Origin of the sequence: Ancylobacter rudongensis (assembly GCF_900100155.1) — a bacterium.
Classification (GTDB): Bacteria; Pseudomonadota; Alphaproteobacteria; order Rhizobiales; family Xanthobacteraceae; genus Ancylobacter; species Ancylobacter rudongensis.
The window spans coordinates 147,011-166,736 of the sequence record NZ_FMTP01000008.1; the positions used below are offsets into that span (position 1 = coordinate 147,011).

Consider the following 19,726-nt stretch of genomic DNA (forward strand, 5'->3'; position numbering starts at 1 on the left):
TGCGGCCGACGCAGACGGATCAGGCGACGGTGAGCTTGGCGCCCGCCGTCTGCTCGGAGCCGTCATCGTCCTTCCAGGTGAAGGTGAATTCGCCCGATTCCGACGCCTTGTAGAAAAAGGCCTGATAGGGATTTGCTGAAACGGAGGTAAACCAATCCGCCTCGAAGAAGGTTTTGCCGTTGAAGCTGGCGGTGAACCTGTTGATGATGGCGCGCGGGATGGGCTTACCCGTGGAATCCTTGCGCTGTCCCGTTTCCATCTCGTGTGAGATGAGAGTCTTGATCTCGATGATCTCGCCGGCCTTGGCCCCGGAAGGCACCTTGATGCGCGGCTTGGACTTGATGGCCATGTTGGCGTTTCCTTGTCGTTTCCCCTGGCGTCTTTGCGCGTGGCCGCAAGGGCCATACGGGTCGTTCAGCCGCCGCAACCACCGATGGTCACCTTCACCTGCGCCTTGGCGGTGTAGAGCGCACCATTGGACATCTCGGCCACGGCGACCACGTTCTGCGTCTGGGCGAGGCGCATGCGGACCGAGGCCGCCGCCTTGCCGGATTGCGGGGTGAACCGGTAGGTCACGACCTGCGGCAGCGGGTTGCCATCGGCGAAGACGTGAACCGCCTTGACATAGTCGCCATCAGTCATCGGGCTTTCCACATCGATATTGAGCGGCACGACGAGGCCGTTCTCGGCGATCTCGGGCAGGTCGAGCTTGATCTTGCCGTCCGCCATCGGCTTGTCGCCATAGAGCTTCTTCAGCTCGGCAGCGACCGCTTCCTCGGTGGCCAGGACCAGGCGCGGAGCCAGCGCCGCCGCCAGCAGCGCGGTCAGTCCAAGCCCCATGGTTTCCCGTCGCGACGGAGTCCAACTGCGAAGTTGCATCAGGCGTCCTCCTGCTGGCGTCGAGCACCAGCGCTTTGTTTTTGCTTTGATTTTGTCGTCAGCGAGCCTTTTTGGCCGGCAGCGAACATACATATTGTGATATTAAATTTTTTGAATGTAAAGTGGGCTATCGAGCGATCGCCAAAGCCTATCATCGCTCGCCACGCAGGCCGCTTCAACACTCTCGCGAGAAGGGTGCGGCGCGGCTCAACAGCTGGGGAAGCACATGCCCAAGGAACCGATACGACTCAAGGAGTGCCTGCGGCCCACCCGGCGATTCATCGCCGGCTGCCTCGCCCTCTGCCTCCTCGCCCTGCCCTTCATCCTCACCACCGCGCAGGGCGCGGAGGACGAAAGCGAAAAGGAGATCGAACGCTACCGCCAGATGATCGAGGACCCGATGGCCAATCCGGGCTACCTCAATGTTGATCGCGGCGAAGTGCTGTGGAGCGAGCCGCGCGGGACGAAGAATGTCTCGCTGGAGAGCTGCGATCTTGGCGAGGGACCGGGCAAGCTGGAGGGCGCCTACGCCCATCTGCCGCGCTATTTCGCCGATGCGGACAAGGTGATGGATCTTGAGCAGCGCCTGCTCTGGTGCATGCAGACGATCCAAGGCTTCGACACCAAGCCGATCGTCGCCAAGCCGTTCTCCGGCCCTGGCCGGACCTCCGACATGGAGGACCTCGTCGCCTTCATCGCCAACAAGTCGGACGGCATGAAGATCGACGTCGCGCTCGCGACGCCGCAGGAACAGGAAATGTACGCGATCGGCGAGGCGCTGTTCTTCCGCCGCTCCTCGATCAACGATTTTTCCTGCTCAACCTGCCATGGCGACGCGGGAAAGCGCATCCGCCTGCAAGCGCTGCCGCAGCTCGACGTGCCGGGCAAGGACGCGCAGCTCACCATGGGCACCTGGCCGACCTATCGCGTCTCGCAGAGCGCGCTGCGCACCATGCAGCACCGCATGTGGGACTGCTACCGGCAGATGCGGATGCCGCCGCCCGATTATGGCTCGGACGTCGTGACCGCGCTCACCCTCTACCTGACCAAACAGGCCGAGGGCGGTGAGCTCAAAGTGCCGTCGATCAAGCGCTGAGGGAGGCGAAGATGACCGTTCACACCTTTCTGACGCGCGCGGCGCTGACCGGCGCGGTGCTCCTCTCCCCCTTCGCCGCCACGGCGCAGGACGCGGCCAAGACTCCCACCGTTGATCCCGCGCGCGTCGACGCGGTGGTCAAGGCAGGGTTCACCAAGCTGCCGGAGGGCTGGGACGCCCGCCTCCAGCAGGACGAGACGCAACGCATCTGCTCGCTCACCCGCAACAACCCCTCGCCCGAACAGGCGAACGCGATTCTGAAGGCGGAGGAAGTGCGGATCATCTTCCCGCAGGGGTCCGTCCTCGGCGACTGGAAGGAGGGCGCCAAGGTTGCCCAGAACGGGCGCGGCGGGCAGTTCAGCGATCCCCCGGGCACGGTCAGCGGCGGCAATTGCTATGCCTGCCACCAGCTCGACCCGAAGGAGGTGAGCTATGGCACGCTCGGGCCCAGCCTCACCGGCTATGGTCGCGAGCGCAAATTCGACCCGGAGGACGCCAAGGCCGCCTTCGCCAAGGTCTATGACGCCCAGGCCTCGCTCGCCTGTTCCAGCATGCCACGCTTCGGCACCAACGGCGTGCTGACCGAACAGCAGATCAAGGATGTCGTCGCCTATCTGTTCGACCCGGAATCGCCGGTCAACAAATAGTCACGGCGCCTTCTGCGCCGCCAGCCACGCCTCGAAGCCGACGCTCTCATAGGCGCCGGCTTCGACATAGCGGAACATGGCGAGGAATTCCGGCTTGGGCAGCAGGCCCGGTAGCCGGGCGACCTCGAACACCTTGCCGTCCCGCGCGCCGAAGAACTGGAAGGTGGGTGTCGCCCTCACCGCATACTGACCCGCAAGGGCCTTCTCCGACAGCGTTGCGCCCCCGAAGACCGTCACCTCGCGGGCGCCGAAAATGTCGAGATGGACGACGCTGAAATGGTCGCGCACATAGGTTTCGATCGCTGGATCGGCGAAATACTCCGTGTGCAGCCGCTTGCAGAGCGGGCAGCCGCGCTGGCTCCACTGCAGCGCGAAGCGCTTTTCCGCCGCCGTCGCGGCCGCGAAATCCTCGGACAGGTCGAGGAAGCTCTCCTCATACCAGTCCTGCACGTAGAGACCGTCATCGCCGAGGCGCGCGGCAGCAAGGCCGGCGGCGGGCGCCAGAAGGAGCGCACCCGGCCCAAGGGCGAGCGCGCGGCGGGTCAGGCGACTATTCATGATCGACTCCAGAGCGTGGCGCACCTCATCCGATCGCGCCAAGGGTGGGGAAAGCATCGAGCAGCCAAGCGGACAGTTGCGGCATCCAGCCGCCGATGAAGACGACGCCGGTGGCGACCAGCAGCACGCCGGAGGCCTTCTCGACCAGACCGAGGCGCGAGCGCATCGCCGCCGACCAGCGCAGGAAGCCGGTCGAGAACGCCGCGGCGGCGACGAAGGGCAGGCCGATCCCGGCGGCATAGGCCGACAGCAGGAGCACGCCCTTGGCGAGCGAATCCTCGGTGCCGGCGAGGATGAGGATCATCGACAGGATAGGCCCGACGCAGGGTGTCCAGCCAAAGCCGAAGGCAAGCCCGACCAGATAAGCCCCGACCGGCCCGGCGGGCGCACGCGCCACATCCGGGGCCACCCGGCGGTAAAGGAGTGGAAGGCGCAGCAGACCGAGGAAATGCAGACCGAAAAGGATCAGCATCGCGCCCGCCACCAGGGTCAGCACCGGCGCGTGCACGGCGAGCCACTGGCCGATCTGCGTGGCGGTGGCGCCGAGCAGGATGAAGACGCTGGAAAAGCCGGCGACGAAGGCGGCCGAAAGCGCGACCAGCCGCCCGCGCGTCACTCCCTCACCCGACAGGCCGCGCCCCGCCCCACCGAGAAAGCCGAGATAGGCCGGCACCAGCGGCAGCACGCAGGGCGAAACGAAAGACAGGAGGCCAGCCCCGAAGGCCCCCGGCAGGGTGATGTCTAGCGACACGGCGTTTCCCCACGGCCCGCTCCGCTCTGCGGCGGATTGACCATCGAATTCATATTCGAATGCGTTTATATAATGAAGACGAGGCGACGTCACCGGGCGGAGATCATGCAGGCGCGGTTTCACGGTAATCTGAGCGACAAGCGCCGCGCGGCTCTGGCCCGCGTCGCCATTGTCATCGCGGCCGGCATGGTGGCGTGCGGCGCGCGGGCGGATGCGGCGCGCGCGGCCGAATTACTGATGTTCGAACAGGCGGGCTGCGCCTGGTGCCAGCGTTTTGAGCGCGAGATCGCGCCCGTCTATCCCCACACCGAGGAAGGGCGGCTGGCGCCGTTGCGCCGGATCGAGCTCGGCGACGAGGAAGCGGCGCTCGCCGATCTTACCGCGCCGGTGCGCTACGCCCCGACCTTCGTGCTGGTCGAGGACGGGCGGGAAGTCGGCCGCATTCCCGGCTATGCTGGCGAGGAGGCCTTCTGGGGTCTGCTCGCGGCGATGACGAAGAAACTGCCCCGGACTCCGTGACGCTGTTGCGCCAGGTGAGAGTCCAGTAAGCTGGAGTTGAAAGCGACGTGGTGATGACCGGAATTGTCTCGAAACGCCTAGAGGACGAGCTGCGCGACGGCCCGGAGGTTTCGCCCGAGCTTGACCGCCTGATGCGCAATGCGCGCGAGGCCAGTGACTTCCTCAAGGCGGTGTCGCACGAGAACCGCCTGCTTCTGCTGTGCCTGCTGGCAGAACGCGAGCGGTCCGTCACCGAGCTGGAGAACATCCTGTCGCTGCGCCAGCCGACCGTCTCGCAGCAACTCGCCCGACTGCGGCTGGACGACCTCGTCAGCACTCGTCGGGATGGCAAGACAGTCTATTACAGCCTGGCCGACGAGGATGTGCGCCGTCTGATCAGCGTAATCTACGACATCTTCTGCGGAGCCAAGGAAGACTGAGCCGCTTAAGCGCCGGCCGAGACGGGCACCAATGCCCGCGGGAGCCATGGGACGGGAGGACCAGGCGCAATGGACGACCTCAATGCATGGTGGGCCGCCCTTGCCGGCCTCGCCATCGGCGCGGCCGTGGGTTTCACCACCCGCCGCGCCCGCCTCTGCAGCTTCGGCGCCATCGAGGACGCGCTGGTCGGTTCCGACACGCGCCGCCTGCGCGTCTTCGGCCTGGCCCTCGGCATCGCCCTCGCCGGCACGCAGTTCCTCGTGCTGACCGGCCTGCTCGATCCGCAGGCGACTTCGTATGTCCCCAGCGCCTTGCCCTGGATCGGCATCGCGGTGGGTGGAGTGATGTTCGGCCTCGGCATGGCGCTGGTCGGCACCTGCGCGTTTGGCAGCTGCATCCGGCTCGGCTCCGGCGATCTGCGCAGCCTGGTCGTGCTTCTCGTTTTCGGCGTGACGGCCTACGCCATGCTGCGCGGCACGCTGGCTGACTACCGGATCGGCTTCGGCGAGGCCTGGGCTCTCGCGATCCCGCGTTCCGGCCTGGCGGACCTGCCGGCGCTGGCCGAGCCTGTTCTTGGCCCCTCAAGCCGCGCCGTTCTGGCGGCGATCCTGGCGTCGGTCCTCATCGCGTTGGCGATGACCGATGCTCGGCTGCGCAAGGCGCGGCGCCTGCTCGTGGCAGGGGCGACGCTCGGCGCCGGTGTCGTCTGTGGCTGGCTGGCGACGCAATATCTGGTCGACGAGTTCCTGCAGGCGGCACGGCCGCAGAGCCTGACCTTCGTCTCGCCGGTGGCGATCACCCTGCACGGGATGCTGCTCGACGGTGCCACGCTGCTGAATTTCGGCACCGGCTCGATCGCCGGCGTGATCCTCGGGGCCCTCGCCGCCGCGCGGGTGGGTGACGAGTTCCGCTGGGAAGCCTTCGACGATGCGCGCGAGATGAAACGCCATCTGCTGGGCGCGGTGCTGATGGGCGCCGGCGGCGTGCTGTGCGGCGGCTGCACCATCGGGCAGGGAATCACTGCCGGTTCTCTGCTCGCCTTGTCCTTCCCGCTCGCGGTTGGCGGCATGATGCTCGGCGCCCGGCTCGGTATTGCCTTTCTGGTCGAGGGGCGCGCACTGTTTTTTCTCCCGCGCCGGCCCACCGCCCGTTCGCGCCTCGGCGGAGGGCGGCGGGCACGTTCATGAGCGCAGTTCCGCTCTGCAGCACTCATCCCGTGTAGGGCCGCAGCCGGTTCAGCAGCGCATCTTCCGGGAAGGCGCCGACAAGCCGCGTGCCGGGCTGTTCGGCGCGCGCGCGGGCATCGGCAACGAACAGGGTTGGAGGCCCCTCGGCCGCCAGAAGGCGCAGCAGCGCGCGGGACTCCCCGTTGCTGGCGGTAACGTCCACCTTGACCAGCGGCACCCGGCGCAGCGCGGTACGGACGCGGGCGGAGGCCAGCACCGTCGCGTCGACCGCTTTGCAGATCGGGCACCAGCGGGCGGACACATAAACCAGCACATTCGCATGGCGCCCCGACAGAAAGGCCAGGGCCGAGCCGAAATCGGCGACGCTGGCGACGCTCGTCCGGGCCACCGCCGCGTCGGCCCGTCCCGCCGGCAGCCCGGCCAACGCCAGCAGCAGGGCGCGGCGGCTGAGGGCCGGCAGGGCGACGCTGTGCGCGAGGGGGCGTGGGCTCATGGCGTTCCCCCTGTTGGTGATGCAAGGCAGAGTCAGCGGGCGGAGGCGTCAATGCCGGCCTGCAGCAGCTCCGGCGAAATCTCCCCGACATGCAGGTCGGCCAGCGTGCCGTCGGCGCGCAGGAACAGGGTGACGGGTATGCCGGCGACAGCATAATGGCGCTGGACCTGCAGCGCCGGGTCGAGCAGCACATGCGTGAGGGCGAGCCCCTCGCCCGAGAGATAGCCGCGGATGCGCTCGGGCCCCTCCGCCTGGTTGACGAAGACGAACGCCACCGCGTGGTTCGCGGCCGCCGCGCCCGCCAGCAGCGGCATTTCGCGCCGGCAGGGCGGGCACCATGTCGCCCAGAGGTTGACCACGACCGGGCGCCCGCGAAAATCGCTGATCGCCAGCGGAGGCCCGTCCATCTGCTCCAGCGCGACCGTCGGCGCGGCCTTGCCCAGCGTCGCCCGGGTCAGTTCGCCGATGCCGCCCCAGAACAGCAGGCCGAGGGCGGCGGCGGCGGCAAGCGACGCGGCTGCCCGCCATGAGCGGATGGCCAAAGCGCCCACAGCACTGGCATGTGCGCGAAGCCCCCCTGCCAGACGGAAAGGATCCGCGCCGGATCCTGCGAGAAACTGCCCCAGTGCTGTGCGACATGACCCATCCGGGCGCCGAGCAGACCGGCCAGAAGCGCCCACCATGCCGCGCGCCCCAGGCCGGGGGCGAACCGGCGGTCGAGCAGCGTGGCCAGCAGCAGGAACGCCGAAAGGCCGAGAATCGCGGCAAGCCGGTCGCCCGCAAAGATCAGTGGGCCGAGGCTTATGGTTGGCATGAAGGGCGGGCTCCGGGCTCGAACGGTCGAGCGCGGCAGGTTCACAGCCCAGCTTAAGCGAGGCTTAAGCCGCCGGCCCGCCGGGCCGCACGATACGGGCGAACTGCGCGGCGCTGCGGTTGCGGGGGCGCGGCGCGGCGGCCGGCTCCACCACCAGCGGGGCCGGCGGCGGTGTCAGAATCGTCGCGTCGCCGGCACCGAACTGCGCTTCGATGCTGCGCACGCACAGCGCAACGCTGGCATCGGCCAGCCGGTAGAACACCTGCTTGGCCGCCCGCCGCGTGGCGACGAGCCCGGCCCGCCGCAGCTCGCCGAGCTGCTGGCTGAGCGCGGGCTGGCCGATGCCGGTGGCGGCGTCGATTTCGCCCACCGTCATCTCGCCGGTCTGGAGGTGCGACAGGATCATCAGCCGCTGCGGCTGCCCATAGCTGCGCAGCTTCTCGACCGCCTTGTCGGCTTCCTCGCGGGTCAGCGGCATGGCGTTATCCTTGGTCGAGCGTGCGGCAGAACCAGGCCGGGTCCTCGTCCGCGAGCGCCGTCTCGTCGGAGAGCGGGCGCAGCACGGGGTCGCCGGGCTCCCAGCCCTCGGGCGTGACCGCGTCCCCCGGCTCGACCCGCTTGAGCGCGGCGGCGAGGCGCAGCATTTCCCGCGCCGAGCGACCGACCGACATCGGGTACCAGCTGATGGCGCGGACGATGCCTTCCGGGTCGATGAAATAGCTCGCCCGCACGGTGGAGGAATCCTGGGCCGTCTCGTCCAGCATGCCATAGGCGCGGGAGATGACGAGCGAGGTGTCCTCCACCACCGGGAAGGGGACGTCGACACCGAAAGCGCCGCGGATCGCTCGCAGCCAGCCGAGATGCGAAAACAGGCTGTCCACCGACAACCCAAGCAGCGCCACGCCGAGCGCCTCGAATTGCGGCGCGAGCCGGGCCAGTGCGATGAACTCGCTGGTGCAGACCGGGGTGAAGTCCGCCGGGTGCGAGAACAGCACCAGCCAGCGGCCGCGATAGTCACTGAGCTCAACCTGCCCCTGGGTCGAGCGGGCGCTGAACACCGGCGCGGCATCGCCGATCCGCAGCGGACGCGGCGCGGACACGGCGATTCGGCTTTCGGAAGGAAGTTCCCCTGTCATGCCCTCTGATTGCCCTTAGCGAGAAAGTGACGCAATACGGATTTACAATTACACACATTATGTAAATATGAAATCAATGAAACCGTCGGAGGGACGTCCATGCCCACTGCCATCGCCGATCCGCATCTCGACCAGGCCGCCGCCCAGATCCGCGCCGCCGGCGCGAGCGCCAACCGCCTTGCTGTCGAGGCCTTCTTCGACGAGCCGACCAACACGGCGAGTTATGTGATCCACGACCCGGCCACCCGGCGGGCCGCCATCGTCGACAGCGTGCTGGATTTCGACGCGGCTGCGGGCCGCACCTCCACCGCCTCAGCGGATGCCATGATCGCCTTCGTGCGGGAGAAGGGGCTGACGGTCGACTGGCTGCTAGAGACCCACGCCCATGCCGACCATCTGTCGGCCGCGCCCTATATCCAGCGCGAGCTCGGCGGCAAGCTGGCCATCGGGCGCGAGATCATCACCGTCCAGAACGTATTCGGGAAGATCTTCAACTTCGGCACCGAATTCGCCCGCGACGGCTCCGAATTTGACCGGCTGTTCGAGGATGGCGACACCTTTGCCATCGGGTCCATCCCCGCCATCGTGCTGCATGTTCCCGGCCACACGCCCGCCGACATGGCCTATGTGATCGGCGATGTCGTGTTCACCGGCGACACGCTGTTCATGCCGGACTTCGGCACCGCCCGTGCCGACTTCCCCGGCGGCAATGCCCGCCAGCTCTACCACTCGATCCGTCGCCTGCTGGCGCTGCCGGACGAGACGCGGTTGTTCCTGTGCCACGACTACAAGGCGCCCGGCCGCGATAGCTATGCGTGGGAGACCACGGTCGGCGCCGAGCGCGCCGGCAACATCCACGCCCGCGACGGCGTGGACGAGGACGCCTTCGTCGACATGCGCACCAAGCGCGACGCGACCCTCGCCATGCCCAAGCTCATCCTGCCCTCGGTGCAGGTGAACATGCGCGCCGGCCACCTGCCCGAGCCGGAAGAGAACGGGCGACGCTACCTGAAACTCCCTCTCGACACGCTCTGAAACGGCGACCGGCCGGCGCGCCAACGCCGGCTGGTCGCCGCGTCGCTCCCAACACGATTGAGGAAACCCCATGACGCCGAAACAGATCGTGCCGGAATTTCACGTGTGCGGCCCGTTGGACGACGCCTCGCTCGCGCGGGCTGCCGCCGGCGGCTTCCGCGCCATCATCTGCACCCGGCCCGATGGCGAGGAGCCGGGACAATTGCCGGCGGGCGAGGTTGCCATCCTAGCCGAGGCGCTCGGCATGGCCTTCGTTCATATCCCGGTGACGCCCGGCAGCTATACCGAGGCTGACGTGGCCGAGATGCGCGCCATGCTCGACCGGCTACCCGGCCCGGTGCTCGGCTATTGCCGCACCGGCAACAGGGCGGCGACGCTGTGGGCGCTCGCGCAGGCGGACCGGCAGCACCCGGACGCGATTCTCGCGCTGACGTCTGCCGCCGGCATCGACGTCTCCGGCCAGCGGGCCCGGCTCGCCGCGCGCGCCGACGCGCCCCGCCCCGGCGCGCCCAAGACCTATGACGTGGTCATCGTCGGCGGCGGGGCGGCCGGCATCGCCACCGCCTCCAGCCTGTTGAAGCGCCGGCCCTCGCTCGACATCGCCATCGTCGAGCCAGCGGAGTGCCATTTCTACCAGCCGGGCTGGACCATGGTCGGGGCTGGCGTGTTCAAGCCGGAAACCACCCGCGTGCCGATGGGCGCGGTGATGCCCGACGCCGTCACCTGGATCCGCCAGGCCGCCGCCGGCTTCCTCCCCGAGGCACGCGAGGTGGCGCTCGCGGATGATTCGTCCGTGCGCTACCGCGCGCTGGTCGCCGCGCCCGGCCTGCGGCTGGCCTGGGAGGCCATTCCCGGCCTGCCGGACGCGCTCGGGCGCAACGGCGTGACGTCCAATTACCGCTTCGACCTCGCGCCCTACACGTTCGGCCTCGCCAGCACGGTGAAGGCGGGCCGCGCGCTGTTCACCCAGCCGGCCATGCCGATCAAATGCGCCGGCGCCCCGCAGAAGGCCATGTACCTGTCCTGCGACATCTGGCGCGGTGCCGGCGTGCTGCCGCGCATGGAGGTGGAGTTCCACAATGCAGGGGGCGTGCTGTTCGGCGTGCCGGCCTATGTACCGGCGCTGATGGAGTATGTGGAGCGCTATGGCATCGACCTGAATTTCGGTTCAACCCTCGTCGCCGTCGACGGCGAGGCGCAGGTCGCGACCTTCGAGCGCAAAGGTGCAGATGGCGCCACCGAGCGGGTCGAGCGCTCCTTCGACATGCTGCACGCCGTGCCGCCACAGAAGCCGTTGGATGTTGTGGCCACCAGCCCGCTGGCGGGAGCGGGCGGCTGGATCGAGGTGGATCCGGCAACGCTGCGCCATGCGCGCCACCCGGACGTCTTCGCCCTCGGCGACGCCACCAACACGCCGAACGCCAAGACCGCCGCCGCCGCCCGCAAGCAGGCGCCCGTCGTGGCGGTGAACGTGCTTGCGGCGTTGGACGGCAAGGCGCCGGCCGCCCAATATGACGGCTATGGCTCCTGCCCGCTCACCGTCGAGCGCGGCAGGATCGTGCTGGCCGAATTCGGCTATGGCGGTGCGCTGCTGCCCACCTTCCCGCGCTGGATTCTCGACGGCACCCGCCCCACCCGTCTCGCCTGGCTCCTAAAGGACCGCATGCTGCCGCCGATCTACTGGCACGCCATGCTGAAGGGCCGCGAATGGCTGTGCGAGCCTCAGCCGCTTGCTGCGGCGCCCGGCCGCGAGGCCGCCTGATGCTGGAGCCGCTGCAATACGGCCTTGGCGCCGGTGCCGGCGTTCTCGTCGGCTTCACCCTCGGGCTGGTCGGCGGCGGCGGCTCCATCCTCGCCGTGCCGCTGATGGTCTATCTCGTCGGCGTGCGCAATCCGCACATCGCCATCGGCACCAGCGCCTTCGCGGTCGCCATCAACGCGGCGGCGGGCCTGCTCAGCCATGCCCGCGCCGGCACGGTGAAGTGGCGCTGCGGTGGCATGTACGCCACCGCCGGGATCGTCGGAGCCTTTGCCGGGTCGAGCCTGGGCAAGCTTATCGCTGGCGAGAAGCTGCTCTTTCTGTTCGCCCTGCTCATGCTGGTGGTCGGCGTCCTGATGCTGCGCGGGCGCGGAAATCCGGCCGAGCCGGGGGCGGAATGCAACCGAGCGAAGGCGCCGAAGGTGCTCGGCTTCGGCCTCGGCACCGGCGCCTTTTCCGGCTTCTTCGGCATTGGCGGCGGTTTCCTCATCGTCCCCGGCCTGATCGGCTCCACCGGCATGCCGATCCTCAACGCGGTCGGCACCTCGCTGGTGGCCGTCACCGCCTTCGGCCTCACAACCGCCTTCAATTATGCACTGTCCGGGCTGGTGAACTGGCCGCTGGCCTTTACCTTCATCGCGGGCGGAGCACTCGGCAGCGTCGCCGGCATGAAGCTCGCCCAGCGCCTCTCTGGTCGCACAGGGCGCCTCACCACCGTGTTCGCGACGCTGATCTTCGCGGTGGCGAGCTACATGCTGTTCAAAAGCGCCTCGACCCTGCTGGCCTGATCCCCTCAGCCGGCGCGCCGTCGCCGTTGAACGACACATCCATGCCGAAAACGCCCCGAAGGGCGTTTTTTGACTATCTGATTTTCTTTGGGAAAAACTGGAGCGGGCGATGGGATTCGAACCCACGACCCCAACCTTGGCAAGGTTGTGCTCTACCCCTGAGCTACACCCGCCCGCTCCGCCGTCCCGCGCCGCTTTGTCTGCGGCCCCGAACGGGCCGTCTCTATGCCCCAGCCTCGCGGAGAATGCAACGGGGTTTCGCAGATTTCTCACAGGCCGATGACAGCGCCGGTTTCAGTCCGGCGCGACGGGCTTTTCCCGCTCAAAGCGCACGGCGGGTAAACGCGTCGGCGAGGCCGGTGCCGTCGCCGGCCCGCTCCAGCCGGCAGTGATGAAACAGCTCACCCGCCTGGCGTTCGGCCTTCAGCCGGCGCACCACGACCCGTTCGCCGGGATCGATATTGCCGTGGAAATACACCTCGCGCACACGCGTGGTCGCCAGCGGCGCGCGGCGGCCGTCGAACTGCCATTCGGCCTGGTCGATGAAGGCGATGAAGCTGGAGAAATAGAGAAAGCCGGCGCCGTTGAAATCCTGCGCCGGGCAGGGGTCGATCTCCAGCACTGCTTCCTGATCGTGGGACTGGCTGCATTCAAATCGTGCGTCCTGCGACGTGCGCCCGGCCCGGAAGGCGGCGGCTCGGGCGGCAAGCGCCGAATCGCTCCGGCCTCCACCCGTGCGGGTCGGCGCAGGCAAGCCATCCAGCGCCACCCGCGCCACCGTATGGTTGCCGCCGCCCGGCGCCCGGCGCACGAAAGCAGACACCAGATGCACCGTGCCGACAACACGCCCACAGCAGGTGAGGTCATGCCGGCTGGCGCATTGGGTGCGGGAGATGCGGCGCAATTGGCTGCGCAGCGTCAGCCGGTCATTCTCACCCAGCGAGGCGAAGTCCGCATTCTCCACCGCCAGCGCGCTGAACGCGGCGTAGACCGGCGCACCGTCGGCAGCGCGGAAGTCGGGCACGGCGCGGCCGGCCAGACGCGCCAGCCCCATCCAGTGGCGATGGCCCAGTTCCTTGAGCAGCCACGTTTCCGAGAGCCCGCCGAGGCAGAGCTGCGGCATGCCGAGCAGCACCGTATCTTCCACGACGGGCGCCGGGGTAGCGGCGAACGACCCGGGAGGGAGGACGAGGTTCATGCGGCGCTTCCCCGCCGGGCCTGCCGCGCCCGCGCGTCGATATGGGCGACGATGTGCGCGGCATCGCGCCCGACGCTGCCGAAGCGGCCGGAGCCCCAGGTGTGCAACCAGGGCAGGCCGATGAAATACACGCCCTCGCGCGCCGTGATGCCGCGACGGTGCTGGGGATGGCCGGCGCCGTTGAACACCGGCGCGTCGAGCCAGTGGAAATCGGGCCGGAAACCGATGCACCAGACGATCGAGGCGATGCCGGTGACGGCGAGGTCAAGCACCCGGCGCTCCTCCGGCGGCTGCCAGACCGGCTCGTAGACCGACGGCGGCGGCGCCTCCAGCCCCTTCGCGGCGATATGCCGGTCGATGGCGGCGTTGATGCCGTTATAGGTTCTGTCGGCCTCGTCGAGTGCCGATGCAAGGTTCGGCTCGAAAAGGAGTCTTTCCCCGTCAACGTCGCGCAGTGCGCCGTAGAGCTCCATGCCCTCAAGGGCAAATTTGCGCAGGTCGATGTCGCGCCCGCCATCGCGGCCGGTGACATAATGGTTGGTGTTGTCGCGCACGCCTTCGCGCAGCGGGTGCTCTTCCACAGGCATGTCGTAATAGCCCATGTCGGCAAGCCAGGTGACGACGTCGCGGCCGCGGTAAAAGCGGGCGCAGCGCGGGGCATTGCCCACCGCCAGGAACACCTTGCGGCCGGCCAGGTGCAGATCCTCGGCGATCTGCGCGCCGGACTGGCCTGAGCCGACCACCAGCACCGGGCCGTCGCGAAGCTGGCCGGCATTGCGGTACTGCGCCGAGTGGATCTGCACGATCGCCGGGGGCAGCCGCTCGGCCATGCGCGGCACGATCGGCTCGTGATAGCCGCCCGACGCCACAACCACATTGTCGGCGCTGAAATCGCCCGCGCTGGTGGCGACGAGAAAGCCACCCTCCGGCCGGGGCGTCACCCGCCGCACGCTCACACCCTCGCGAATCGGTGGATCGACCTTGGTCCGGAACTCTCTGAGATAATTAAGGATTTCGTCCTTTTTCATGAAGCCGTCCGGCTCCGGGCCGGCATAGGGATGGCCGGGCAGGTCGCACTGCCAATTGGGCGTGACAAGGCAGAAATTGTCCCAGCGCTGAGTTTCCCAGGCGTGCATCGCCCGGTGCTTTTCGATCACCAGATGGTCGATGCCCTGCCGGGAGAGATGATAGCTGGTCGACAGGCCGGCCTGTCCGCCGCCGACGATGACGACCGTATAATGCGCGACGCGGTTCTCGTTCATGGGGTCTCTCCGGCTCAGTCGTCGAAGGATTCGACGGCGACGCGGGCGTCGGGATGGGTGGAATAGGCGCGGCCTGCGGCCTCCAGCCGAACGAGCTGACCCAGTGCGCGCGAGCAGGGAAAGCCGTAGCGCGCCTCGACGCGATCGCTGGCGATGGTGAGCGCCTCACGCGATTTCGCAAGGAATTCCAGCAGCTTGTAACTCTCACCGGGGACGAAATAGTCCTTGATGACCAGCGAGGGCGAGTAGCAGGCCTCGACCGTGCCGTCCGGCCAGCGGATGGAGAAGCGCATTTCAGGCATGGGCGGGCTCCGCGAGGGTCTCGTAGATGGGCAGGTGGGCTCGCGCGGTGGCGGCCCAGTCGAAACGGGCGGCGGCCTGCGGCCCCTTTTTCGCAAGGCGCGCTAGGGTTTGCGGCTGCAGGGCCAGCATCAGCGCGTCGGCGATCGAGGCGGGATGAAGCGGATCGCACCACACGGTTTCGTTCTCGCCGATATGCTCGGTGAAGGGGGCTATGCGCGAGACCACGGTCGGCACGCCGCAGGCCATCGCCTCCAGAGCCACCAGGCCGAAACCCTCCTTCACCGAGGGGAAGGCGAGCACGTCGGCGAGGCGGTAGAGCGCCGGCATATCGGCCTGCGCCTGCGGCCCGGCGCGGATCACCGCCTCCGCCGGCAGGCCGAACGAAGCCAACAACGCTTTGAATTCATTGAGATAATCGTGATGGTCGAGCACGCTGGCCCCGCCGGCGATGACGAGCTGGGCGCGCGGGTGCATGGCCCGGAGCTGAATGAAGGCCTCCAGGATGCGGCAGCTGTTCTTGCGCGCCTCGACCCCGCCGACGCTGAGCACGACGGGGCCGGAGCCGAGGCCGAGACGGGCCGCCAGCGCCGCCTCCCGGCCGTCGGGGACGGGCGTGAAGCGCTTGATATCAATGCCGTTTCCGACCAGCGTGGCCTCGATTCCGAACGTCTCGGCGAGCAGATCCTGCCAGAGATGGCTGACGACGAAATGCTGATCGGCGGCGAGAATCGATCGATTTTGCAAGGCGTTAAGCGCGGGGTCGCGGAAGGCGTCGATATGGTGGACCGTGCGGGCGAAGCCGGGGATGAGGCCGCGCTCCTTCAGCGTCGCCAGGGCGTTGGCCGAGATGCCGTCCTGGGCGTGAAACACGTCGAAGCGGCGGTTCGCTACTTCGTTGAAATAGCTTACATATTCGTCGATGCGCTGGCGCACCATCGCCGCCACGTCGCCCGGTGCCGGCGCGGCGGGGACGCTCACCGTCGCGCACAGGCTCGGTCGGAAAAAACCCGCGCCGCGCGGATCCGGCGCATGCACCACCGCCTCGAAACCCAGTCGTACCAACGCTTCGCCGAGTTCCAGCGCGTGGACGACGCCGCCGCGCGGGTTGGTGGAATGGGCGAGAAGGGCGATGCGCAGCGGCCGCGTCATGCCGCGTCCTCCGCCGGCCCGCAGCCGATGAGCGGCGCACGGGAAAAATCCCATATCGTCTCGCGGCTTAGGCCCTGTCTCACCGTGACCTTCCGCTCCGCCGTCACGGTGCCGATGGCGGCCGCGGCGATGCCGCGTTCAGCGAGGGTGATCAGGACGATTGGGAGGACGGTCAGTGCGATGGGAATGATGTAGCCGAAGCTCGGGAAGGTCATCAGCCAGCGCACGGGATCGACCCCCTCGGGCGCCGGCACCGCGTCGAGGTCGATCTCGATGCCGACCCCGGACCCCTCCGCCAGCATGGCGGCGGTGCCGACGATTCCCGCCTGGCTGATGTCCTTGCCGGCGCAAGCGAGCCCGGCCTCGGCGAGGCGCGGCAGCAGGTCGAGATCGCCGCGCAGCCGCTCCGCCGGGGCGCCGGTGGCGGCGTCCCAGTTGGAAAAGGGCTCGCGGTAGCGCCCGCGCAGGTCGATCGCCGCCACCAGCACCTCGCCGGGGCGGGCGTCGAAGGAGGTGAGGAGCTTGGTCGCCCGGCCGAGCACGGCGACGGAGAGCTGGCCGCGATCGCTCGCCAGATTGGTATGGCCGCCGACAATGGGCACGCCGAAGCGCTGCGAGGCGGCGCGCAGCCCCTCCAGCACCGGGGCGGCGCCGTCCTCTCCCTTCGCCCACACCGCATCCACCACCGCGAGCGGGCGCCCGCCCATGGCGGCGATGTCGGAGAGGTTGACCATCACCCCGCACCAGCCGGCGAACCAGGGGTCGATGGCGACGAACTCGTTCATGAAGCCTTCGATGGCGAACAGCAGATAGCCCTCGCCATCGGGGATCGCCGCGCAGTCGTCGCCGACGCGGATGGCCTCGCGCCCGTCAAAGCCGAGCCGGGCGGCGGCGCGAGCGATATCGGCCTTGGAGGCGAGGCCGGAAGAGGCGCGTAGCCGGCTCACCACCTCGGAGAAGGCGTTGTCGGAGAAGGTGGTGGTCGGCGCGCGCGCTTGCATGTCACGCCGCCCGTCTTGGCTGGGCGTGGAAGCCGGTTTCGGCATCAAGGATCGGCGGGTAATGCGCGAGGTCGGCCTGCATCAGCACATGCGGCCGGCCGTGCAGTTGCTTTTCCTCGACCATGTTCCAGTGCAGGCGGCGGAACAGCAGCGCGTTCTGGGCCTGCACATGGGCCAGAAACCGGGTGCAGCCGCGGGCATGGGCGGAGGAAACGGCGAGGCGGATCAGCGCCGCGCCGAGCGCGCCGACCTTGCGATAGTCTTCCGCCACCGCGAGCCGCGAGCCCCACCACAGGCCCGGTTCGGCCTCGTGGATGCGCACCGTGCCGACCACATCGTCGGCCAGCAGGCCAAGCAGCGAGACGGCGACGATGGGAATGGCGGTGTCGTCGATCGTATCGCGGTCGTCGCCGGCGAACAGGCCCTGCTCGTCGCAGAACACCTCATGGCGCAGCCGCGCGGCGCCGCGCTTCTCCCAGGTCGCGGTGGCGAATTTCACCTGGAAATCGGCGGCGCGGAAGGGGCGGAAGGTGCCGTACATCATGCGCAGCCCCCCTGCCGCATCTCGCCTTGCCGCAAGTCACCTTGCCGCACGTCATCCCGGCCAAGCGCCTGCCGCTCATAGGTGGAGAGCGCCGAGCAGGCGCCGCATTTGGCGCAGCCGGCCTTCACCTCAATGGATTTCAGCCCCGTCGCCAGCAGCATCCCCGAGAGCGGGCCGAGGATGGAGTTCATGAAGGCGGGCGTGGGCGTCGGGTGGCTTTCCAGCGGCGTGCCTGAGATCGGCACGAAGGGCACCACGAAGGGATAGACCCCCATGCGGGTGAGCCGGTCGCAGACGGAAAGGATGTCCTCTCGGCTGTCGCCGAGCCCGGCGAGAATATAGGTCGACACCTGCCCGCGCCCGAACACCGGCACGGCGGCGGCAAACGCTGAGAAGTAGCGCCCCACCGACACCTGCGCCTTGCCGGGCATGATCGCCGCGCGGACCTCTTCGGTGCAGGCTTCCAGATGCATGCCGAGCGCGTCGGCGCCGGCCTCGAACATGCGGGCGAACCAGGCATCGTCGTCGGGCGGCTCGCACTGCACCTGGATCGGCAGGTTCACCGCCGCTTTCACCGCCGCCGCGCTCTCGCTGAGCATCGCCGCGCCACGGTCCTTGCCCGGCGGGGTGCCCGTGGTCATCACCATGTGCTTGACGCCATCCAGCTCGACGGCGGCTTTGGCGACTTCCGCCAGCTGGGTCGGGGTCTTGCGCTCGATGGTGCGGCCGGCGGCGAGCGACTGGCCGATGGCGCAGAACTGGCAGGTCTTGGTGCGGCTCTGGTAGCGGATGCAGCTTTGCAGCACCGTGGTCGCCAGCACGTCGCGCCCATGCAGCACGGCGATCTTGGAATAGGGAATGCCGTCCGCCGTGGAGAGCCCGTAGAATTTCGGCTGCAGCGGAAACGACACCTCGCCCAGCACCAGCCCGTCGCGGCTGATGCGGCTGCGGCCGAAAGCGTCCGGTTTCTCGACGAGATAGGGGCTCTCGAAGGCCGGCGCGGTGTGGACGGGGACCATCACCGTCATGCCGTCCAGCGTCATCGCCTTGTGGTCGGAAGGCCCGGCCCCGCCCCGGCGGCTATCCGCGCCGGCGCGGGGATCGACCAGCCGCACCCCGTAGGACTGCAACTCGTTGATCAGCTGCTGCGTCGGCAGCGGGCTAGGCCCGCTCGCCAGATCCATCGGCTTCATCGGAAACGCTCCCTGTCAGGACGGGGAAGGGGACATCGGCATCGGTGTGGACCGGCACGGCCGGGCGTGTGTCGTGGTTGAGGCTGAGCAGTTCCGGCCGGGCGTAATGGCCGACCGAATCCATCATCCGCTTGCGCTTGGTGATGAGCGCCATGTCGAGATCGGCGATCAGAATGCCCTCGCCCGTGGTGAGCGGGGGCACGACATGGCTGCCCTCGGGCGAGATGATCGCGCTCATGCAGCCACCGGTGAGGGCCTTGCGCAGCTTCTCGTCGGGGGAGATGCGGGCGATCTGTTCGTCGGTGAGCCAGCCGGTGGCGTTGACGACGAAGCAGCCCGATTCCAGCGCGTGGTGGCGGATCGTCACCTCGATCTGCTCGGCGAAGATCGGCCCGACCAGCGCGCCGGGGAACTGGGCGACGTGGATTTCCTCGTGCTGGGCCATCAGCGCGTAGCGGGCGAGCGGGTTGTAATGCTCCCAGCAGGCCAGCGCGCCGACGCGGCCCACAGCGGTGTCGACCACCTTCAGCCCGGCGCCGTCGCCCTGGCCCCAGATCATCCGCTCATGAAAGGTGGGGGTGATCTTGCGGCGCTTCAGCTTGAGCGCGCCATCGGCGTCGAAGATCAGCTGGGCATTGTAGAGCGAGCCATGGTCGCGCTCATTCACGCCCAGCACCACGACGACGCCGAGCCGGCGGGCGGCAGCCGACACCGCCTCCGTCACCGGGCCGGGGACGAGGACGGCGTTGTCATAGAGCCGCAGATGCTCCGCCCCGGTGAGCACGGGGGGCAGCACGAAGGAGAAATAGGGGTACCAGGGCAGGAAGGTCTCGGGGAACACGACAAGCTGCGCCCCTTTGCCGGCCGCCTCCTCCAGCGCCGCGAGCACGCGGGTGAGCGTGCCCTCCAGGCTGTCGAGGGAGGGGGCGATCTGCACCGCGCCGACGCGGACGATGCGTTTTTCGGCGCCGGGTCTTTCGACCATGTCGGTTCT

Annotated in this window: 25 protein-coding genes and 1 tRNA gene; 8 read left to right on the top strand and 18 right to left on the bottom strand. The window is 68.4% G+C overall.

The features are described from left to right. Positions 1 to 19: 19 nt before the first annotated feature. On the bottom strand, positions 20 to 349 hold the full coding sequence (soxZ, locus tag BLO63_RS17895) for a thiosulfate oxidation carrier complex protein SoxZ (protein WP_091443443.1): 330 nt from the start codon (positions 347 to 349) through the stop codon (positions 20 to 22). Between the two features lie 65 nt (positions 350 to 414). After that, on the bottom strand, positions 415 to 879 hold the full coding sequence (soxY, locus tag BLO63_RS17900; protein WP_091443446.1) for a thiosulfate oxidation carrier protein SoxY: 465 nt from the start codon (positions 877 to 879) through the stop codon (positions 415 to 417). Positions 880 to 1,105: 226 nt separating this feature from the next. Here soxY and soxA point away from each other — a divergent pair, with 226 nt between their 5' ends. After that, positions 1,106 to 1,975, top strand: coding sequence for a sulfur oxidation c-type cytochrome SoxA (gene soxA / locus BLO63_RS17905; protein WP_091443449.1), 870 nt, complete (start codon positions 1,106 to 1,108; stop codon positions 1,973 to 1,975). A gap of 11 nt (positions 1,976 to 1,986) precedes the next feature. Continuing rightward, complete coding sequence (gene soxX / locus BLO63_RS17910) at positions 1,987 to 2,622, top strand: sulfur oxidation c-type cytochrome SoxX (RefSeq protein WP_091443453.1); 636 nt, start codon at positions 1,987 to 1,989, stop codon at positions 2,620 to 2,622. Here the strand turns inward: soxX and BLO63_RS17915 are convergent, their stop codons facing one another. Both BLO63_RS17915 and BLO63_RS17920 read right to left on the bottom strand, forming a co-directional pair. Beyond that, entirely contained in the window at positions 2,623 to 3,180 is a 558-nt protein-coding gene (locus BLO63_RS17915) for a SoxW family protein (protein ID WP_205409358.1), read from the bottom strand. It abuts the gene before it with no gap. Between the two features lie 25 nt (positions 3,181 to 3,205). Next, entirely contained in the window at positions 3,206 to 3,931 is a 726-nt protein-coding gene (locus BLO63_RS17920) for a cytochrome c biogenesis CcdA family protein (protein WP_091443456.1), read from the bottom strand. A gap of 36 nt (positions 3,932 to 3,967) precedes the next feature. Here BLO63_RS17920 and BLO63_RS17925 point away from each other — a divergent pair, with 36 nt between their 5' ends. The 3 genes from BLO63_RS17925 to BLO63_RS17935 all read left to right on the top strand — a co-directional run bounded on the left by BLO63_RS17925 (position 3,968) and on the right by BLO63_RS17935 (position 6,057). Next, a complete protein-coding gene (locus tag BLO63_RS17925; protein WP_244517946.1) occupies positions 3,968 to 4,450 on the top strand; it encodes a thioredoxin fold domain-containing protein in 483 nt (160 codons plus the stop codon). Between the two features lie 53 nt (positions 4,451 to 4,503). Beyond that, on the top strand, positions 4,504 to 4,869 hold the full coding sequence (locus tag BLO63_RS17930; protein WP_091443590.1) for an ArsR/SmtB family transcription factor: 366 nt from the start codon (positions 4,504 to 4,506) through the stop codon (positions 4,867 to 4,869). Between the two features lie 69 nt (positions 4,870 to 4,938). Then, positions 4,939 to 6,057 (top strand): YeeE/YedE family protein, encoded by a 1,119-nt coding sequence (locus BLO63_RS17935; RefSeq protein WP_091443461.1) that lies wholly within the window; start codon positions 4,939 to 4,941, stop codon positions 6,055 to 6,057. A 22-nt stretch (positions 6,058 to 6,079) separates the two neighbouring features. Here the strand turns inward: BLO63_RS17935 and BLO63_RS17940 are convergent, their stop codons facing one another. The 5 genes from BLO63_RS17940 to BLO63_RS17955 form a co-directional block, all read right to left on the bottom strand. Continuing rightward, positions 6,080 to 6,550 (bottom strand): thioredoxin family protein, encoded by a 471-nt coding sequence (locus BLO63_RS17940; protein WP_091443464.1) that lies wholly within the window; start codon positions 6,548 to 6,550, stop codon positions 6,080 to 6,082. A gap of 32 nt (positions 6,551 to 6,582) precedes the next feature. Then, complete coding sequence (locus tag BLO63_RS21210; protein ID WP_244517947.1) at positions 6,583 to 7,092, bottom strand: TlpA family protein disulfide reductase; 510 nt, start codon at positions 7,090 to 7,092, stop codon at positions 6,583 to 6,585. Next, entirely contained in the window at positions 7,005 to 7,364 is a 360-nt protein-coding gene (locus BLO63_RS21500; protein WP_342028885.1) for a prolipoprotein diacylglyceryl transferase family protein, read from the bottom strand. The genes BLO63_RS21210 and BLO63_RS21500 overlap by 88 nt, the downstream gene beginning before the upstream one ends. A gap of 64 nt (positions 7,365 to 7,428) precedes the next feature. Then, positions 7,429 to 7,842 carry an ArsR/SmtB family transcription factor gene (locus BLO63_RS17950; protein WP_091443466.1) on the bottom strand — a complete coding sequence of 138 codons (414 nt, stop codon included), beginning with the start codon at positions 7,840 to 7,842 and terminating at the stop codon, positions 7,429 to 7,431. A gap of 4 nt (positions 7,843 to 7,846) precedes the next feature. After that, positions 7,847 to 8,500 carry a peroxiredoxin gene (locus BLO63_RS17955; RefSeq protein ID WP_091443469.1) on the bottom strand — a complete coding sequence of 218 codons (654 nt, stop codon included), beginning with the start codon at positions 8,498 to 8,500 and terminating at the stop codon, positions 7,847 to 7,849. A 99-nt stretch (positions 8,501 to 8,599) separates the two neighbouring features. On the opposite strand from BLO63_RS17955, the gene BLO63_RS17960 reads away from it, so the two are divergent. From BLO63_RS17960 to BLO63_RS17970, 3 genes are all read left to right on the top strand, one after another. Beyond that, positions 8,600 to 9,535, top strand: a complete 936-nt coding sequence (locus BLO63_RS17960) for an MBL fold metallo-hydrolase (protein ID WP_091443473.1) — start codon at positions 8,600 to 8,602, stop codon at positions 9,533 to 9,535. Between the two features lie 70 nt (positions 9,536 to 9,605). Next, a complete protein-coding gene (locus tag BLO63_RS17965) occupies positions 9,606 to 11,297 on the top strand; it encodes a bifunctional protein tyrosine phosphatase family protein/NAD(P)/FAD-dependent oxidoreductase (RefSeq protein ID WP_091443477.1) in 1,692 nt (563 codons plus the stop codon). Next, positions 11,297 to 12,082: a sulfite exporter TauE/SafE family protein gene (locus BLO63_RS17970; RefSeq protein WP_091443480.1), complete on the top strand. Its 786-nt coding sequence runs from the start codon at positions 11,297 to 11,299 to the stop codon at positions 12,080 to 12,082. Before BLO63_RS17965 ends, BLO63_RS17970 begins: the two co-directional genes overlap by 1 nt. Positions 12,083 to 12,180: 98 nt before the next feature. On the opposite strand, the gene BLO63_RS17975 is transcribed toward BLO63_RS17970, so the two are convergent. The 9 genes from BLO63_RS17975 to BLO63_RS18015 form a co-directional block, all read right to left on the bottom strand. Beyond that, positions 12,181 to 12,255: transfer RNA gene (locus BLO63_RS17975), tRNA-Gly, on the bottom strand. Positions 12,256 to 12,404: 149 nt separating this feature from the next. After that, on the bottom strand, positions 12,405 to 13,280 hold the full coding sequence (locus BLO63_RS17980) for a Pnap_2097 family protein (protein WP_091443485.1): 876 nt from the start codon (positions 13,278 to 13,280) through the stop codon (positions 12,405 to 12,407). Beyond that, complete coding sequence (locus tag BLO63_RS17985; RefSeq protein ID WP_091443488.1) at positions 13,277 to 14,542, bottom strand: MSMEG_0569 family flavin-dependent oxidoreductase; 1,266 nt, start codon at positions 14,540 to 14,542, stop codon at positions 13,277 to 13,279. Before BLO63_RS17985 ends, BLO63_RS17980 begins: the two co-directional genes overlap by 4 nt. Positions 14,543 to 14,556: 14 nt before the next feature. Then, positions 14,557 to 14,844 (bottom strand): MSMEG_0570 family nitrogen starvation response protein, encoded by a 288-nt coding sequence (locus BLO63_RS17990; protein ID WP_091443492.1) that lies wholly within the window; start codon positions 14,842 to 14,844, stop codon positions 14,557 to 14,559. Next, positions 14,837 to 15,994 (bottom strand): MSMEG_0565 family glycosyltransferase, encoded by a 1,158-nt coding sequence (locus BLO63_RS17995; protein ID WP_091443495.1) that lies wholly within the window; start codon positions 15,992 to 15,994, stop codon positions 14,837 to 14,839. The genes BLO63_RS17990 and BLO63_RS17995 overlap by 8 nt, the downstream gene beginning before the upstream one ends. Beyond that, positions 15,991 to 16,995, bottom strand: coding sequence for a sll0787 family AIR synthase-like protein (locus BLO63_RS18000; RefSeq protein ID WP_091443498.1), 1,005 nt, complete (start codon positions 16,993 to 16,995; stop codon positions 15,991 to 15,993). Before BLO63_RS18000 ends, BLO63_RS17995 begins: the two co-directional genes overlap by 4 nt. A gap of 1 nt (position 16,996) precedes the next feature. Next, positions 16,997 to 17,539 carry an MSMEG_0567/Sll0786 family nitrogen starvation N-acetyltransferase gene (locus BLO63_RS18005; RefSeq protein WP_205409360.1) on the bottom strand — a complete coding sequence of 181 codons (543 nt, stop codon included), beginning with the start codon at positions 17,537 to 17,539 and terminating at the stop codon, positions 16,997 to 16,999. After that, the gene (locus BLO63_RS18010) at positions 17,536 to 18,723 is read right to left on the bottom strand and encodes an MSMEG_0568 family radical SAM protein (RefSeq protein ID WP_091443592.1); all 1,188 of its coding nucleotides are present in this window, start codon (positions 18,721 to 18,723) and stop codon (positions 17,536 to 17,538) included. Before BLO63_RS18010 ends, BLO63_RS18005 begins: the two co-directional genes overlap by 4 nt. Continuing rightward, on the bottom strand, positions 18,701 to 19,717 hold the full coding sequence (locus tag BLO63_RS18015; RefSeq protein ID WP_091443506.1) for a Nit6803 family nitrilase: 1,017 nt from the start codon (positions 19,715 to 19,717) through the stop codon (positions 18,701 to 18,703). Before BLO63_RS18015 ends, BLO63_RS18010 begins: the two co-directional genes overlap by 23 nt. Positions 19,718 to 19,726 lie beyond the last annotated feature (9 nt).